Origin of the sequence: Streptomyces sp. NPDC038707 (assembly GCF_040636485.1) — a bacterium.
Classification (GTDB): Bacteria; Actinomycetota; Actinomycetes; order Streptomycetales; family Streptomycetaceae; genus Streptomyces.
This window is the reverse complement of record NZ_JBEZUP010000008.1, coordinates 168696-182820: the sequence shown is the minus strand read 5'-3', so window position 1 is coordinate 182820 and position 14125 is coordinate 168696. Positions and strand designations below refer to the sequence as shown.

Genomic DNA, 14125 nt, shown 5'->3' with positions numbered 1-14125 from the left:
CTTCGGTCATGTGTGCGCCCCTACGATCGGCGCGCACCGGAGAAGCGAACGGCAGGAGGGCGCTCATGGGCGGCGACCAGGACAACGGGCAGACGCGGGACACGGGACGGCGGGCACTGCTCGGCGCCGCCGTACTGGGAGCGGGCGGAGCGGTCCTCGGACTGCCCGGCGCCGCCCGGGCCGACGGGACCCGCACGGCCGGGCGCCCCGGCCGCGGGCTGAAGGGCCTGCCGGTGCCCACGGTCATCGGCCACCGGGGAGCCAGCGGCTACCGGCCCGAGCACACCTTCGGCTCCTACGACCTGGCGCTGGACCTGGGCGCCGACGTGGTCGAGGCCGGCGACCTGGTGCCCACCAAGGACGGCCATCTGGTCTGCCGGCACGAGCCGGAGATCGGCGGCACCACGGACGTCGCCGCCCACCCGGAGTTCGCCGGCCGCAGGACCACCAAGGTGCTCGACGGCGTCCCCACGACCGGCTGGTTCACCGAGGACTTCACCCTCGCCGAACTGAAGACGCTGCGCGCCGTCGAGCGCGTCCCCGCCAACCGGCCGCACAACACCCTCTACGACGGCCGCTGGGAGATCCCCACCTTCGAAGAGGTCCTGAAGTGGCAGGACGAGCAGACCCGCAGGCGCGGCCGGCAGGTCTGGATCTACCCGGAGACCAAGCACCCCACCTACTTCCGCGAGCTGGGCCTCGGCCTGGAGGAGCGGGTGGCGAAACTGCTGCGCAAGTACGGCAAGGACGGCCGCCACTCCCCGGTCATCCTGCAGTCCTTCGAACCGACGAGCATCCAGCGGCTGAACCGGCTGGTCGACAACCCCCTGGTCGTCCTGCTCTCCTCGGCGAACAGCCGGCCCTACGACTTCGTGGCGGCGAACGACCCGCGCACGGTCGCCGACCTCGTCACCCCCAAGGGGCTGCGGGAGATCGCCGGCTACGCCCAGGGCATCGGGCCCACCGTCGACCTGGTCATACCGAAGAAGACGGACGGCACCCTGGCGGAGCCCACCGCGCTCGTCTCCGACGCGCACCGGGTGGGCCTGGTCGTGCACCCCTACACCCTGCGCAACGAGAATCCCTTCCTGCCCGCCGAGTACCGCAGGGGCAGCGCCGCCGACGGCTACGGCGACGTCCTCGGCGCCTTCAGAAAGTACTTCGCGACCGGCATCGACGGCGTCTTCACCGACAACCCCGACACCGGCCTGCTCGCCCGCGCCGACTTCCTCGCCGGCTGACGCCGTCAACCACCGCACCGGCCGGCACCCCGTTCGGGGTGAGTGTGCGCCGCCCCGGCAACCCGCCGCCGGGGCGGCTCGTCGTTCCGCACATGACGCACGACCTGGTCGCCGCCCTGCGCCCGCTGCTGTCCGCCGAGGCCGCCGCCGAGGCATATGCCTCCGGAAGCGAGCCGGGCGATCTGGAGCAGGCCGTGTGGCTCCGGCTGCTGGAGCGGCTGCGGACCGACGGGCCCCCGCCGGACCCGCCCGGCTGGCTGCGCGAGGCCGTCCGCGCCGAGGCCCGCCGCTGCCGGCACGCCACCTGGCGGGAGGAGCCGTACGACGGGGAACCCCCCGACGTCCTCGGCCCCGGGCCCGAACAGCACGCGCTGACCGCCGCCCGGTACCGCGCCCTGCGGCAGGCCGTCCGCCGCCTGCCCGGACGCTGCCCGCGGCTGATGGAGGCGCTGCTCTCGCCCGAGGACCTCACCTACCGGGAAATCGCGGGGGAGTTGGGTATCTCACAGGGCAGTCTGGGACCGGAACGTTCCAGATGTCTCGGTTGTCTGCGGAGATTGCTCACACCGGAGGTTGCGACGTGCGGAGCGCGGGGATAGGAGTGGGGGACGACAGGTGATCAGGTGAGCGGGAGGCGTGCGCACATGGGCATGAGCGTGACCATCTCGGCGGCGGCCGGGCAGGACGCGGAGCAGATCTTCAGGCTCCAGTACCTGTGCTTCCAGAGCGAGGCCGCGTTGTACGGCAACTACCGCATCGACCCGCTCGTGCAGACCCTGGACTCCGTCCGGCAGGAGGTCGCCACCGACTGCGTCTTCGTCGCCCGCCTCGGCGAGGAGGTCGTCGGCTCGGTGCGCGGCAAGGTGACCGAGGACGGCGCGGCGGCCATCGCCAAGCTCTGCGTCCACCCCCGCCTCCAGGGCCACGGCATCGGCGCCCGGCTGCTGCGCGCGGCCGAGGCCGCACTCGCCGAGCGGCACGGCGCCACCCGCTTCCGCCTGCACACCGGCCACCGCAGCGAGGGCAACCTCCGCCTGTACCGCAAGGTGGGCTACCAGGCGGTGGGCCGGGCCAAGGGCGACGACGGCGTGGAGCTGGTCATCCTGGAGAAGGAAGCGGGCGCCTTCGTCGCCACGGCGTGAGCGTGAGCAGGAGCACCCCGGAAGGGGCGCGGGCCGCCGGCGTTCCTCAGGCGCCCCTGCGAAGGGCCGCCTTCCGCAGCCAGTACATCGCGGACAGGGGCAGCAGCACGGGAATGAACACATAACCCATCCCGTACTCGGACCACACGGTCGCGTCCGGGAACGCCGACGGCTCCACCAGCGTCCACGTGCCGACGATCAGCACCCCCGCCAGTTCGGCGGCGCAGCACACCAGCGCCGCCCTGCGCGCCGTCTCCCCGCCGCGCACCAGCGTGTACGTGATGAACGCGTACACCACACCCGCCACGGCCGACAGCGCGTACGCCAGCGGCGCCCGGTCGAACTCCGTGGCGATCTGGTACGCCGAGCGCGACAGCGCGCCGACCACCATCACGCCGTAGAACCAGACCAGCAGCATGCCCGGCCCGCTGATCAGCCGGGCCGGCTTCTCCTGAACCGCCGTCATCTCAGCCTCCCCAGATGTCGTAGAGCCGTACTTCGAGGACGGCCAGCACCACCCCGGCCGCGGCGACCGTCACCGAGCCCCAGCGGGTCCGCTCGGCCAGCGACATGAACCCCGCGGCCGGCACGCACGCGAACGAGCCCAGCAGATACGCCACGAAGATCGTCGTGCCCTGCTCCGGCTTCTCGCCCCGCGTCAGCTGCACGATCCCAGCCACCAGCTGCACCAGGGCCAGCACCGACACCACGGCCATGCCGATGAAGTGCCAGTCCTTCGTCGGCTGGTCCCGGTAGGCGGCCCAGCCGCACCAGGCGGCGAGCAGGAGCGCGGCGACCCCGGTCACCAGCATCAGGGCGTTGAGCATGCCGCGACCTTATTACGGCCGGAACGTTCCGGAGCCGCCGCCCCCGCCGAACGCCACCGGCCTCACCCGGCTCCGCCGCACCCCCGGCGCCGGGTATCCTCTCCGCCCGGCCGCCGTGGCGTTGGCCACAACCCGCCGGCCGCACAACCGGACGCCGGTCCGGCGGCCGGCGACCCGCCGGCCTTGTCCGCACTGGTCACCGGCCGGGGCGCGGCGGCAGCCCGCCGCGGCCGGGAGCCGGGCCCGGACTGTCCGCCGGTGTCCACCATCCGGACAGCGGCGACGGTTCAGGACCGCCTGTCTGGTTTACTGACCGCATGACCACGACGAGCTGCCGCACCCTTGCGACCGAGGCGACCACGACGCCCGGTGCTCGTTGTATGTGTTGCCTGATGTGTCGAATGTGCGCCTTCTAGAGGGCCCCCGCATCAGCTGAGCCTCGCGCCCCGAAGCGAGACCGTGGCATGTCCGTGCGCCGTAGGCCGTACGAGCCGCACGAACACCCTCCATGCCGCACCCGCATGCACCCGTGCCCGGGCAACACCCACGCCCGCGCACTCGACAGTGACGGAAACCCACGTGATCACCACCTCGGGCCTGACCAAGGTCTACCGCTCCCGCGGCCGTGAGGTCACCGCCCTCGACGGCGTCGATCTGCACGTCCGCGAAGGCGAGGTCTACGGCGTCATCGGCCAGTCCGGCGCCGGCAAGTCCTCCCTCATCCGCTGCGTCAACCTGCTGGAGCGCCCCACCTCCGGCACCGTGACCGTCGCCGGGCAGGACCTCACCGCCCTGGCCGGCCGCGGTCCGCGCGCCGGCCGGGAACTGCGCCGCGCCCGCAGCCGGATCGGCATGGTCTTCCAGCACTTCAACCTGCTGTCCACGCGGACCGTGCAGGACAACGTCGAACTGCCGCTGGAGATCCTCGGCACGTCCGGCAAGGAGCGCTCCCGCAAGGCCCTGGAGCTCCTGGACCTCGTCGGCCTCGCCGACAAGGCCAAGGCCTACCCCGCCCAGCTCTCCGGCGGCCAGAAGCAGCGCGTCGGCATCGCCCGCGCCCTGGCCGGCGACCCCAAGGTGCTGCTCTCCGACGAGGCCACCAGCGCCCTGGACCCGGAGACCACCCGCTCCATCCTCCAGCTGCTGCGCGACCTGAACCGGCAGCTGGGCCTGACCGTCCTGCTCATCACCCACGAGATGGACGTCGTGAAGTCGATCTGCGACTCCGCCGCCCTCATGGAGCGCGGCCGGATCGTGGAGTCCGGCACCGTCAGCGAACTGCTCGCCACCCCGGGCTCCACGCTGGCCGCCGCGCTGTTCCCGGTGGGCGGCGAGGCCACCGGCGCCGACCGGACCGTCCTCGACGTCACCTTCCACGGCGAGAGCGCCACCCAGCCGGTCGTCTCCCAGCTCGCCCGCACCTACAACATCGACATCTCGATCCTCGGCGCCGCCATCGACACCGTCGGCGGCCTCCAGGTCGGCCGGATGCGCATCGAACTGCCCGGCCGCTACGAGGAGAATGTGGTCCCGATCGGCTTCCTGCGCGAACAGGGACTGCAGATCGACGTCGTGGGCCAGGACGCCCCGCTGGTGAAGGAAGGTGCCAAGTGACCTGGTCGGAGATGCAGCCGCTGCTGTCGGACGCGTGTAGCCAGACGTTCACCATGGTGCTCTGGTCCACCGTGATAGCCGTCGTCGCCGGCCTGCCGCTCGGCATCCTCCTGGTGCTGACGGACCGGGGCGGCCTGCTGCAGAACGTGATCGCCAACAAGGTGATCGGCCAGATCGTGAACGTCGGCCGGTCCATGCCGTTCATCATCCTGATGGTCGCGCTGATGAGCTTCACCCGCTGGGTCACCGGCACCACCATCGGCACCACCGCGGCCATCGTGCCGCTCGCCATCGGCGGCATCCCGTTCTTCGCCCGCCTGGTCGAGACGGCCGTGCGCGAAGTGGACCAGGGCCTCGTCGAGGCCGTGCAGTCCATGGGCGGCAACACCTGGACTATCGTCCGCAAGGTCCTCGTCCCCGAGGCCCTGCCCTCGCTGATCGCCTCCACCACCACCACGGTCATCGCCCTCATCGGCTACTCCGCGATGGCCGGCACGGTCGGCGGCGGCGGCCTCGGCGACCTCGCCGTCCGCTACGGCTACCAGCGCTTCGAGACCGAACTGATGTGGATCACCGTCGCGATCCTCGCCGTCGTCATCTCCCTCATCCAGTTCGCCGGCGACTTCGCCGCCCGCTCCCTGCACCGCCGCGGCGCCCGCTCCGGCCCCGCACCCAAGCTCCGCCTGCTGAAGGCCAAGGAGCCCGCGGCGGCCGAGATCAGCAAGGTCGCGTAAGGACCCGGACCAGCACGGTCGCGCAAGGCACCCTCAGGCTCCCCGGCCAGTCGTACCCGGGGTCGCACCACCCTTAAGGAAAGGCACTTTTCGTGCGTAACACCGCCAAGCTCACCACCGCCGTCCTCGCCGCTTCGGCCCTCACCCTCGGGCTGACCGCCTGCGGCTCCGACAAGGACTCCGGCTCCTCCGGCACCAGCGGCCCGCTGGTCGTCGCCGCGAGCCCGACCCCGCACGCCGAGATCCTCAACTTCGTCAAGGACAAGCTGGCGAAGAAGGCGGGCCTCGACCTGGAGGTCAAGGAGTTCACCGACTACATCACGCCGAACACGGCGACCGAGGACGGCTCGGTGGACGCCAACTACTTCCAGAACCAGCCGTACCTCGACGACTTCAACAAGAAGCGCGGCACCCACATCGTGCCCGTCGTCACGGTTCACCTGGAACCGCTCGGCCTGTACTCCCACAAGGTCAAGAAGGCCGACGCCCTCAAGAGCGGTGCGACGATCGCCGTCCCCAACGACGCCGTCAACGAGGCCCGCGCCCTGAAGCTGCTCGCCGGCAACGGACTGATCACCCTCAAGGACGGCGTCGGCAACGAGGCCACCCCGCGGGACATCACCAAGAACCCCAAGAACCTCACGTTCAAGGAGGTCGAGGCGGCCCAGACCCCGCGCTCCCTGGACGACGTCGACGCGGCCGTGGTCAACGGCAACTACGCCATCTCCGCCGGCCTGAAGCCCGCCAAGGACGCCCTCGTCCTGGAGTCCCCCAAGGACAACCCCTACGGCAACTTCCTCGCCGTGAAGAAGGGCGACGAGAAGGACCCGCGGGTGACCAAGCTGGCCAAGCTCCTCACCTCGCCCGAGGTCAAGAAGTTCATCGAGGACAAGTACCAGGGCTCGGTCATCCCGTCGTTCTGAGCCCTGAGGGGGGACTGAAGCCATGCGCGCGTCCGTCGCCGCGGTGGCGGCCCTGGCCCTCGGCCTCGGCCTCACCGCCTGCGGCTCCGGCACGGACTCCGGCAAGGGCGGTGGCAAGGACGGCACCCTCGTCGTCGGCGCCACCGCCGTCCCGGCCGGCGAGGTGCTCACCTACATCAGGGACCACCTCGCCGCCAAGGCCGGACTGAAGCTGGAGATCAAGGAGTTCACCGACTACGTCCTGCCCAACACCGCCCTCCAGGAGGGCGAGCTGGACGCCAACCTCTACCAGAACCAGCCCTTCCTGGACGACTTCAACAAGTCCAAGGGCACCGACCTGGTCCCGGTCGTCAAGCCGTACCTGCCGCCCATGGGCGTCTACTCGCACCGGATCAAGGACGTCAAGCAGCTCCCCGACGGCGCCACCGTCGCCGTCCCCAACGACGTCACCAACGAGGGCCGCGCCCTGAAGCTGCTCGCCGCCGGCGGCGTCATCGAGCTCAAGGCGGGCGCCGGCACCGACGCCTCCCCGAGGGACGTCACCGACAACCCCCGGCACCTCAGGTTCAAGGAGCTGGAAGCCGCCCAGCTGCCCCGCTCGCTCGACGACGTGGACGCCGCGGTCGTCAACAACAACTACGCCCAGGACGCGGGCCTGAGCCCCACCGAGGACGCGATCCTGCTGGAGTCGGCGAAGAACAACCCCTACGCCAACCTCCTCGCCGTCAAACGCGGCCACGAGGACGACCCACGGGTGAAGAAGCTCGCCGCGCTGCTCGTCTCACCCGAGGTCCGCGCGTTCCTCCAGGACAAGTACCACGGCTCCGTCCTGCCCGCGACCGGCGGCTGACGGCACGCACACCGGGTCCACCGGGTCCGGCGACGCACGGGGTCCGCTCCCTCACGAGGAGCGGACCCCGTCGTGCGCTCCGGTGGTTTCATGCTGCATGCTGGGCAGTTCAGCGGACCTGACGGCCCGGACGGTCTTCCGAGGAATCTTCCGAAGGTTACGGAGCGGCGCATGACGAGCACCTTCCCCAACATCTCCATCAGCACGGAGCGGTTGGTGCTGCGTCCCCTGGACGAGGACGACGTGCCCGCCCTGGCCGAGATGATGAATGACGAACAGGTCATCGCCTGGACCACCGTCCCCCACCCCTACACCGAGGCCGACGCCCGCCAGTGGATCACCCGGCTCGCCCCCGGGGAGCGCACCGGGGGCAGCGGCATCGTCCTCGCCGTCACCGAGTTCCTCACCCAGCGGCTCGTCGGCGTCGTCCACCTGAAGCACACGGACTGGCGCGTCCGCTCCAGCGAACTCGCCTACGTCATCGCCCCCTGGGCCCGCGGCGAGGGCTACGCCTCCGAAGCCGCCCTCGCCATCGCCCAGTGGTTCTTCCACGACCAGGACTTCGAACGGCTCGAACTGCGCACCCCCGCCGACAACACCGCCTCCCAGCAGGTGGCGCAGAAGATCGGCTGCATCAGCGAGGGCGTCCTGCGCAACGCCTGGATAGCCCGCGCCAGGACCGAGGACGGCACCTGGGCCCGGGTACGCACCGACGTCATCGTCTGGAGCCTGCTGCCCGAGGACCTCGCCGGGGTCGGCGAGCAGCTCGCCGACACGAGTGGTTTCACCTCGTACTCGGACTGGAACTGAGTCCTCCGAGCGTCACCAGGTACGCTCACGGAGCCCGTGCACCGGGCTCCCTCCCCGAAGACCCGCGCAGAACCACTGGAGACTGACGACGATGGCCGACCGGGTCACGGTGATCGGCTGGGACGGCTCGCCGCTGACCGCCGCGGCACGGAGCGCCCTCGGCGCCGCCACCCTCGTGGCCGGAGCCGCCCACCACCTGGCGCTGCCCGAGGTGCCGCCCAGCGCCGAACGCATCCGCCTCGGCAGCCTCCCGCTGGCCGCCCGCCGCATCGCCGCCCACCGCGGCACCGCCGTCGTCCTCGCCGACGGCGACCCCGGCTTCTTCGGCGTGGTACGCACCCTGCGCGCGCCCGAGTTCGGCCTGGAGGTCGAGGTCGTCCCCGCCGTCTCCTCCGTCGCCACCGCCTTCGCCCGGGCCGGCATGCCCTGGGACGACGCCCAGGTCGTCGTCGCCCACCCGCGCACCCTGCGCCGCGCCGTGAACGTCTGCCGCGCCCACACCAAGGTCGCCGTCCTCACCGCGCCGGGCGCCGGCCCCGCCGAACTCGGGCTGCTGCTGGAGGGCGTGCACCGCACCTTCGTCATCTGCGAGGAACTGGGCACCGGACGCGAACAGGTCAGCGTCGTCACCTCCGACAAGGCCGCCGACCACACCTGGCGCGACCCCAACGTGGTCATCGTCATCGGCGGACCGGCCGGCGCCGGGGAGGGCGGCGGCTGGATCGCCGGCCGCGACCCGGGCACGGGCCCGCGCGGCTGGGTACAGCCCGACGCGAGTTACGCGGACGGACCGGGCGCGGCCGCGGGCAGCGGTCCGGCCGGCGGGCTCGGCGAAGGGGAGCGGGAACTGCTGCGCGCCGCCCAACTCGCCCGCCTCGGGCCCCGGGTCGGCGACCTCGTGTGGGACATCGGCTGCGGCGCCGGCGCGTTCGCCGCCGAGGCCGCCCGATCCGGCGCCGCCGTCATCGCCGTCGACCACGACCCGGCCGCCTGCGCCCGCACCGAGGGGGCCGCCCGCCGCTTCGGGGTCCAGCTCCAGGTGGTCCACGGCAGCGCCCCGCACGTCCTGGAGAACCTGCCCGAGCCGGACGTCGTACGGGTCGGCGGCGGGGGACCGGCCGTCGTCACCGCGGTCGCCGACCGGCGCCCGCGGCGCATCGTCACCCACGCCGCCACCCGGGACGCCGCCGAACGCGTCGGCCGCGACCTGACCGAGCACGGATACCGGGTCCAGTGCGCCCTGGTCCAGTCCGTCGAACTCGACACCCGGGCCTGGACCGAGACCGAGCGGAACGTCGCGTTCCTGCTCAGCGGGGTCCTGCCCGAGCACGCCCCGTGATCCGGTTGTCATACCGCGCGCGGTAGGCTGGCCGATCGTTGTACCGCACCGGTGGCCCGGACTTCGTTCGCCAATGTCCGGATCGCACGCCCGTCTTGGGTCGGCTGCGGTACTGCGGAACCGGAGGACGCGCAACGTGGCGCAGTCCACAGCGGGCTGTCGCGGATCATGCTGTCGCGACGGCGGAACGGCCGGGACAATGCCACTGAATGGCTTTGTCGCCTTTTCCGGCGGGCCGTTCGTGCCGCTGGGCACGGACGCTCGTTCTTCACTGCGGGGCGGTCGGTGCGCCGTTCCGGGTGAGCTGGTCGTAGGAAGCACTAACCGATGGGCGAGGGGTACGCATGACCGACACCGGCCAGGTCCCGGGCGAGGGGCAGCCGGAGAGCGCAGGCATGGTGGAGCAGCCGGGCGTCCCCGCGCACGGCGCGTACACCTACCTCTCCGAGGCGCCCGCCGAGGACGAAGACCTGCTGCTGCCGGGTGCCCAGGGCGCGTGGGGCAACGAGGTGCCGCCCCCCGCTCCGGAACCGGTGGTGGAGGCCGTCCACGAGCCGGGCCCGCACGAGACGGCCGGCCGTGACACCGGCTCGGTCGACCTCGGCGGCGTCCGCCTGCCCGACACGGGACCGGCGTCGGTGCCGCCGTCGCCCATCCTCTCGGCGCCGCACGACCCGGCCGCCGCACCGCAGCCGCCGCGCCGTCCGCTGCACCTCGGCCCGCCGATCCCCGACGCCTCCGCGAGCCCGGTCCGTTCCCTCGCCGACCGCGGCCCCGCCGGAGTCCCCGTACGACAGCCCGGCCCGCCGGCCCCCGGCCCCGAGTACCTCGACGCCCACCCCCAGCCGGCCCCGCAGAACGCGGCCCCCTGGGGAACGGCACCCACGGCCCAGCCTCCGGTCCAGGCCGAGACCCAGGCCCCGGGTGAGGTTCAGGGCGAGACGGAGGTGCCGGTCCAGGGGGAAGAGGCTCGGGTTCCGGCCGACGCACAGGTTCAGGCCGAGGCCCCTGCCCAGGCCGAGGTTCAGGTTCAGGTTCAGCCGGAGGTTCAGGCTCCGGCTGAGGTTCCTGCGCCCGCTGAGGTTCCCGTGCAGGCCGAGGTTCCCGTACAGGCTGAGGCTCCGGTGCAGGACGAAGCTCCGGCGCAGGTTCAGGCGCGCTCCGAGGCTCCGGTCCCGGCTCCGGCCGACGGCCAGGCCGAGACTCCTGCCCAGGCCCAGGCCCAGATTCAGGCCCCGGCCCGGAGCGAGGCCCCCGCCCAGGAGCAGGTCGCCGCTGAGGCACCCGCTGCGGAAACGGTTGGCCCGGCCACGCCCCCCGCTTCCGCTGTTCCCGCTGCCCCTGCCCCCGCCGAGCCGGCCGACGCGGCCCAGGCGGCGGTGGCCCGCCTCGCGAGCCAGGCGGCGGCCCAGAGCGGGTCCGGCGACACCGGCCAGTTCTCGGTCGTGCACGGTCATGACGGGCTCCAGCCGGCGCATGGGCACGACGGGGTGTACGCCGCCCCGGCCGAGGCGCCGGGTGCCGAGGATGTGGCGGACGCGGTGGACCCGGCGGACCCGGCGGACACGGACGTTCCGGCGCAGCCGGCGCCCGAGCAGACCGTCGCCGGTCCGGCCGGGCCGGAGGAGACCGCGCAGCTCGCGCAGACCGCCGAGGACGCCGTGGCGACCGCCGAGGCTGCCGTCGCCGAGCCCGCTGCCGTGGCTCCGGAGACCGAGACGGCCGAGCCCGCGGCGCCCGACGCGGCCGTGACCGAACCGGGGGCGCCCGAACCCGTCGTCGCCGGTCCCGCCGTGACTGCGGTGGCTCAGCCGAGCGGGGACGCCGAGCCGTTCGAGGCCGCGCGGCCCGCGCAGGACCCGGAGACCAGCCACGGCGCGCAGGCCGCCCCGGGCATGCGGCCGGACGTGGCCCCGCAGGACGCCGACCCCGCCCAGCCCCAGGCAGCCGCCCTCGCCCCGGAGCCCGTCGCACCCGCCGATCCGGCCCCCGCTCAAGACGCGGCCCAGGTCGCGCCCCAGACCATCGACCCGGCTTCCGTCGAGGCCCCGGCCGGCATCCAGGAGGCGGTCCCGGCTGCCGCCCAGGAGATGGCTCAGGCCCCCGCCGAGCCCGCCCCCACCGCGGCTCCGGCCCAGTCGGCCCCGGAAGCCCTGGAAGCCCTGGAAGCCCCGGAGGCCCCGGAAGCCGTACCGGTCGCCCAGCCCGTCGTGGCCCAGGCCCCCGTGGCACCGCAGACCCAGGCACCGCAGACCCAGGCACCGGCCGAGGCGACCGAGCCGGCCGCGCGCCAGCCGCAGGGACCGGAGCCCGCCGAAGACGCCCCGCATGCCGAAGCCGTGGCCGAAGCCGTGGCCGAAGCGGTGGCGGAGGCCCCGGCTGCCCCGGCCGCCCCGGAGCAGCAGCCGCACCCGGCGGAGACCGTCGACCAGGCGCCGGTCACCGACCCGGCACCCACCGCCGGCCCGGCGCCGGTCACCGACCCGCAGCCCGCGCAACAGCCGCAGGCATCGGAGTCCGCGCCGGACACCGCCGTGCCGGCCCCGGGTCCCCAGCAGCCCCTCGGGCAGTTCGTGCCCGTGCAGGGCCAGGTGCCCAGCGATCCGCAGCCGGCGCCCACCGCGGTGCCGGACGCGGCCGGACCGCAGGCCTCGCCGCTCCCGCAGGAGCAGCCGGAGCCGGCGCCCGGGCCCGAGCCGGTGGCCACGGTGCCCGCGCCCCGTGAGGGCGAGCCGGCCGCCGTACCCCACGCCGGGCCCGTCCCCGACGTCGTACAGCAAACGGAGGACCCGGTCACCGGGGCCGCCGACCAGGAAGAGAGCACGGCCGCGGTGGCGGAAGCACGACAGTCCACCGGCCCGGCCGCGCCCGCCTACGCCGACGCCGAGCGCGAGGCCGTCCTGAAGGTGATGCGCGAGCGCCGCGACATCCGCAACGGCTTCCGCAGCGACCCCATCCCGCACGAGGTGCTGCTCCGGGTCCTGGAGGCGGCGCACACCGCGCCGTCCGTGGGCCACTCGCAGCCCTGGGACTTCGTCGTCATCAGATCCGCCGAGACCCGGCGGACGATGCACGAACTGGCGATGAGACAGCGCGAGGCCTACGCCAAGTCGCTGCCGAAGGGCCGGGCCAAGCAGTTCAAGGAACTGAAGATCGAGGCCATCCTCGACACCCCGGTCAACATCGTCGTCACCGCCGACCCCACCCGCGGCGGCCGGCACACGCTCGGCCGTCACACCCAGCCGCAGATGGCGCCCTACTCCTCGGCGCTCGCGGTGGAGAACCTCTGGCTCGCCGCCCGCGCCGAAGGCCTCGGCGTCGGCTGGGTCAGCTTCTTCGACGAGCGGGAGATGGTCCGCGCGCTCGGCCTGCCCGAGCACCTGGAGGTCGTCGCCTACCTGTGTGTCGGGTACGTCGACGAGTTCCCGGACGAGCCCGAGCTGATGCAGGCCGGCTGGTCCAAGCGACGCCCCCTGTCCTGGGTGGTGCACGAGGAGACGTACGGCCGCCGCGCCCTGCCCGGAGAGGAACCCCACGACCTGCTCGCCGAGACCGTCGCACAGATCCGCCCGCTCGACGCCAAGGCGCTCGGCGAGGCGTGGGAGCGCCAGAAGCGCATGACCAAGCCGGCCGGCGCGCTCGGCATGCTGGAGATCATCTCCGCACAGCTGTGCGGGCTGTCCCGGCAGTGCCCGCCGCCGATCCCGGAACCCGCCGCCGTCGCGATCTTCGCCGGCGACCACGGCGTGCACGCCCAGGGCGTCACCCCCTGGCCGCAGGAGGTGACCGCCCAGATGGTGGCCAACTTCCTCGGCGGGGGAGCCGTCTGCAACGCCTTCGCCGCCCAGGTCGGCGCCGAGGTGTGCGTCGTGGACGTGGGTGTCGCCGGCGACCTGCCGGCCACCCCGGGCCTGCTGCCGCGCAAGATCCGCGGTGGCACGTCCGACATGACCGCCGGCCCCGCGATGACCCGCGAGGAGGCCAAGGCGGCCATCGAGGTGGGCATCGAGACCGCCCGCGACCTGGTGGCGGCCGGCAACAAGGCGCTGCTCACCGGTGAGATGGGCATCGCCAACACCACCGCGTCCGCCGCGCTGATCTCCGTCTTCACCGGTGCCGACCCGGCCGAGGTGACCGGGCGCGGCACGGGCATCAACGACGAGACGCTGGTCCGCAAGACCGAGGTCGTCCGCCGCGCGCTGGACTTCCACCAGCCGGACCCGGCCGACCCGATCGGCGTCCTCGCGGCCGTCGGCGGCTTCGAGCACGCGGCCATGGTCGGCCTGCTGCTCGGCGGCGCGTCCCTGCGGACGCCGGTGATCCTGGACGGCGTCAGCGCCGGCGCGGCGGCCCTCGTCGCCCGCGCGATCGCCCCCGAGGTCCTCGCGGCCTGCATCGCCGGCCACCGCAGCGCCGAGCCGGGCCATGTCGCGGCGCTGAACAAGCTGGGCCTGCGCCCCCTGGTCGACCTCGACCTCCGCCTCGGCGAGGGCACGGGCGCCCTGCTGGCGCTCCCGCTGGTCCAGTCCACGGCGCGCGCCATGCACGAGGTGGCCACGTTCGATTCGGCGGGCGTCACCGAGAAGTAGGGGCCGGGCGCCCGGCACGCGCGGTGCCGGGCGCCTGACCACGTACGTTCCCGGGG

At 73.3% G+C, this 14125-nt stretch carries 12 protein-coding genes; 10 read left to right on the top strand and 2 right to left on the bottom strand.

What is annotated here, in order from left to right; genetic code table 11:
* Positions 1 to 65 precede the first annotated feature (65 nt).
* The 3 genes from AB0E62_RS14000 (at position 66) to AB0E62_RS13990 (ending at position 2383) form a co-directional block, all read left to right on the top strand.
* Complete coding sequence (locus AB0E62_RS14000) at positions 66 to 1241, top strand: glycerophosphodiester phosphodiesterase (RefSeq protein WP_362192085.1); 1176 nt, start codon at positions 66 to 68, stop codon at positions 1239 to 1241.
* A 92-nt stretch (positions 1242 to 1333) separates the two neighbouring features.
* Positions 1334 to 1840, top strand: a complete 507-nt coding sequence (locus AB0E62_RS13995; protein ID WP_362192083.1) for a sigma-70 family RNA polymerase sigma factor — start codon at positions 1334 to 1336, stop codon at positions 1838 to 1840.
* Between the two features lie 45 nt (positions 1841 to 1885).
* Positions 1886 to 2383: a GNAT family N-acetyltransferase gene (locus AB0E62_RS13990; RefSeq protein WP_362192255.1), complete on the top strand. Its 498-nt coding sequence runs from the start codon at positions 1886 to 1888 to the stop codon at positions 2381 to 2383.
* 46 nt (positions 2384 to 2429) lie between these two features.
* Here the strand turns inward: AB0E62_RS13990 and AB0E62_RS13985 are convergent, their stop codons facing one another.
* Complete coding sequence (locus AB0E62_RS13985) at positions 2430 to 2849, bottom strand: hypothetical protein (protein ID WP_362192081.1); 420 nt, start codon at positions 2847 to 2849, stop codon at positions 2430 to 2432.
* Between the two features lies 1 nt (position 2850).
* Complete coding sequence (locus AB0E62_RS13980) at positions 2851 to 3210, bottom strand: hypothetical protein (RefSeq protein WP_359044840.1); 360 nt, start codon at positions 3208 to 3210, stop codon at positions 2851 to 2853.
* 579 nt (positions 3211 to 3789) lie between these two features.
* On the opposite strand from AB0E62_RS13980, the gene AB0E62_RS13975 reads away from it, so the two are divergent.
* The 7 genes from AB0E62_RS13975 to cobT all read left to right on the top strand — a co-directional run bounded on the left by AB0E62_RS13975 (position 3790) and on the right by cobT (position 14069).
* Positions 3790 to 4824: an ATP-binding cassette domain-containing protein gene (locus AB0E62_RS13975; protein WP_362192079.1), complete on the top strand. Its 1035-nt coding sequence runs from the start codon at positions 3790 to 3792 to the stop codon at positions 4822 to 4824.
* Positions 4821 to 5558, top strand: coding sequence for a methionine ABC transporter permease (locus AB0E62_RS13970; protein WP_362192077.1), 738 nt, complete (start codon positions 4821 to 4823; stop codon positions 5556 to 5558). Before AB0E62_RS13975 ends, AB0E62_RS13970 begins: the two co-directional genes overlap by 4 nt.
* A gap of 92 nt (positions 5559 to 5650) precedes the next feature.
* Positions 5651 to 6481 carry a MetQ/NlpA family ABC transporter substrate-binding protein gene (locus AB0E62_RS13965; protein WP_362192075.1) on the top strand — a complete coding sequence of 277 codons (831 nt, stop codon included), beginning with the start codon at positions 5651 to 5653 and terminating at the stop codon, positions 6479 to 6481.
* Between the two features lie 22 nt (positions 6482 to 6503).
* Entirely contained in the window at positions 6504 to 7331 is an 828-nt protein-coding gene (locus AB0E62_RS13960; RefSeq protein WP_362192073.1) for a MetQ/NlpA family ABC transporter substrate-binding protein, read from the top strand.
* 171 nt (positions 7332 to 7502) lie between these two features.
* Positions 7503 to 8141, top strand: coding sequence for a GNAT family N-acetyltransferase (locus AB0E62_RS13955; protein WP_362192071.1), 639 nt, complete (start codon positions 7503 to 7505; stop codon positions 8139 to 8141).
* Positions 8142 to 8232: 91 nt separating this feature from the next.
* Positions 8233 to 9480, top strand: coding sequence for a precorrin-6y C5,15-methyltransferase (decarboxylating) subunit CbiE (cbiE, locus tag AB0E62_RS13950; protein WP_362192069.1), 1248 nt, complete (start codon positions 8233 to 8235; stop codon positions 9478 to 9480).
* 344 nt (positions 9481 to 9824) lie between these two features.
* Complete coding sequence (cobT, locus tag AB0E62_RS13945; protein ID WP_362192067.1) at positions 9825 to 14069, top strand: nicotinate-nucleotide--dimethylbenzimidazole phosphoribosyltransferase; 4245 nt, start codon at positions 9825 to 9827, stop codon at positions 14067 to 14069.
* The last annotated feature ends 56 nt before the right edge of the window (positions 14070 to 14125 follow it).

Bases quoted from the DNA above. Each gene is read 5' to 3' on its own strand.
- AB0E62_RS13960 (WP_362192073.1), top strand. From the start codon at position 6,504: ATGCGCGCGTCCGTCGCCGCGGTGGCGGCCCTGGCCCTCGGCCTCGGC.
- AB0E62_RS14000 (WP_362192085.1), top strand. From the start codon at position 66: ATGGGCGGCGACCAGGACAACGGGCAGACGCGGGACACGGGACGGCGG.
- cobT (WP_362192067.1), top strand. From the start codon at position 9,825: ATGACCGACACCGGCCAGGTCCCGGGCGAGGGGCAGCCGGAGAGCGCA.
- AB0E62_RS13990 (WP_362192255.1), top strand. From the start codon at position 1,886: ATGGGCATGAGCGTGACCATCTCGGCGGCGGCCGGGCAGGACGCGGAG.
- AB0E62_RS13980 (WP_359044840.1), bottom strand. From the start codon at position 3,210: ATGCTCAACGCCCTGATGCTGGTGACCGGGGTCGCCGCGCTCCTGCTC.
- AB0E62_RS13995 (WP_362192083.1), top strand. From the start codon at position 1,334: ATGACGCACGACCTGGTCGCCGCCCTGCGCCCGCTGCTGTCCGCCGAG.
- AB0E62_RS13985 (WP_362192081.1), bottom strand. From the start codon at position 2,849: ATGACGGCGGTTCAGGAGAAGCCGGCCCGGCTGATCAGCGGGCCGGGC.
- AB0E62_RS13955 (WP_362192071.1), top strand. From the start codon at position 7,503: ATGACGAGCACCTTCCCCAACATCTCCATCAGCACGGAGCGGTTGGTG.
- cbiE (WP_362192069.1), top strand. From the start codon at position 8,233: ATGGCCGACCGGGTCACGGTGATCGGCTGGGACGGCTCGCCGCTGACC.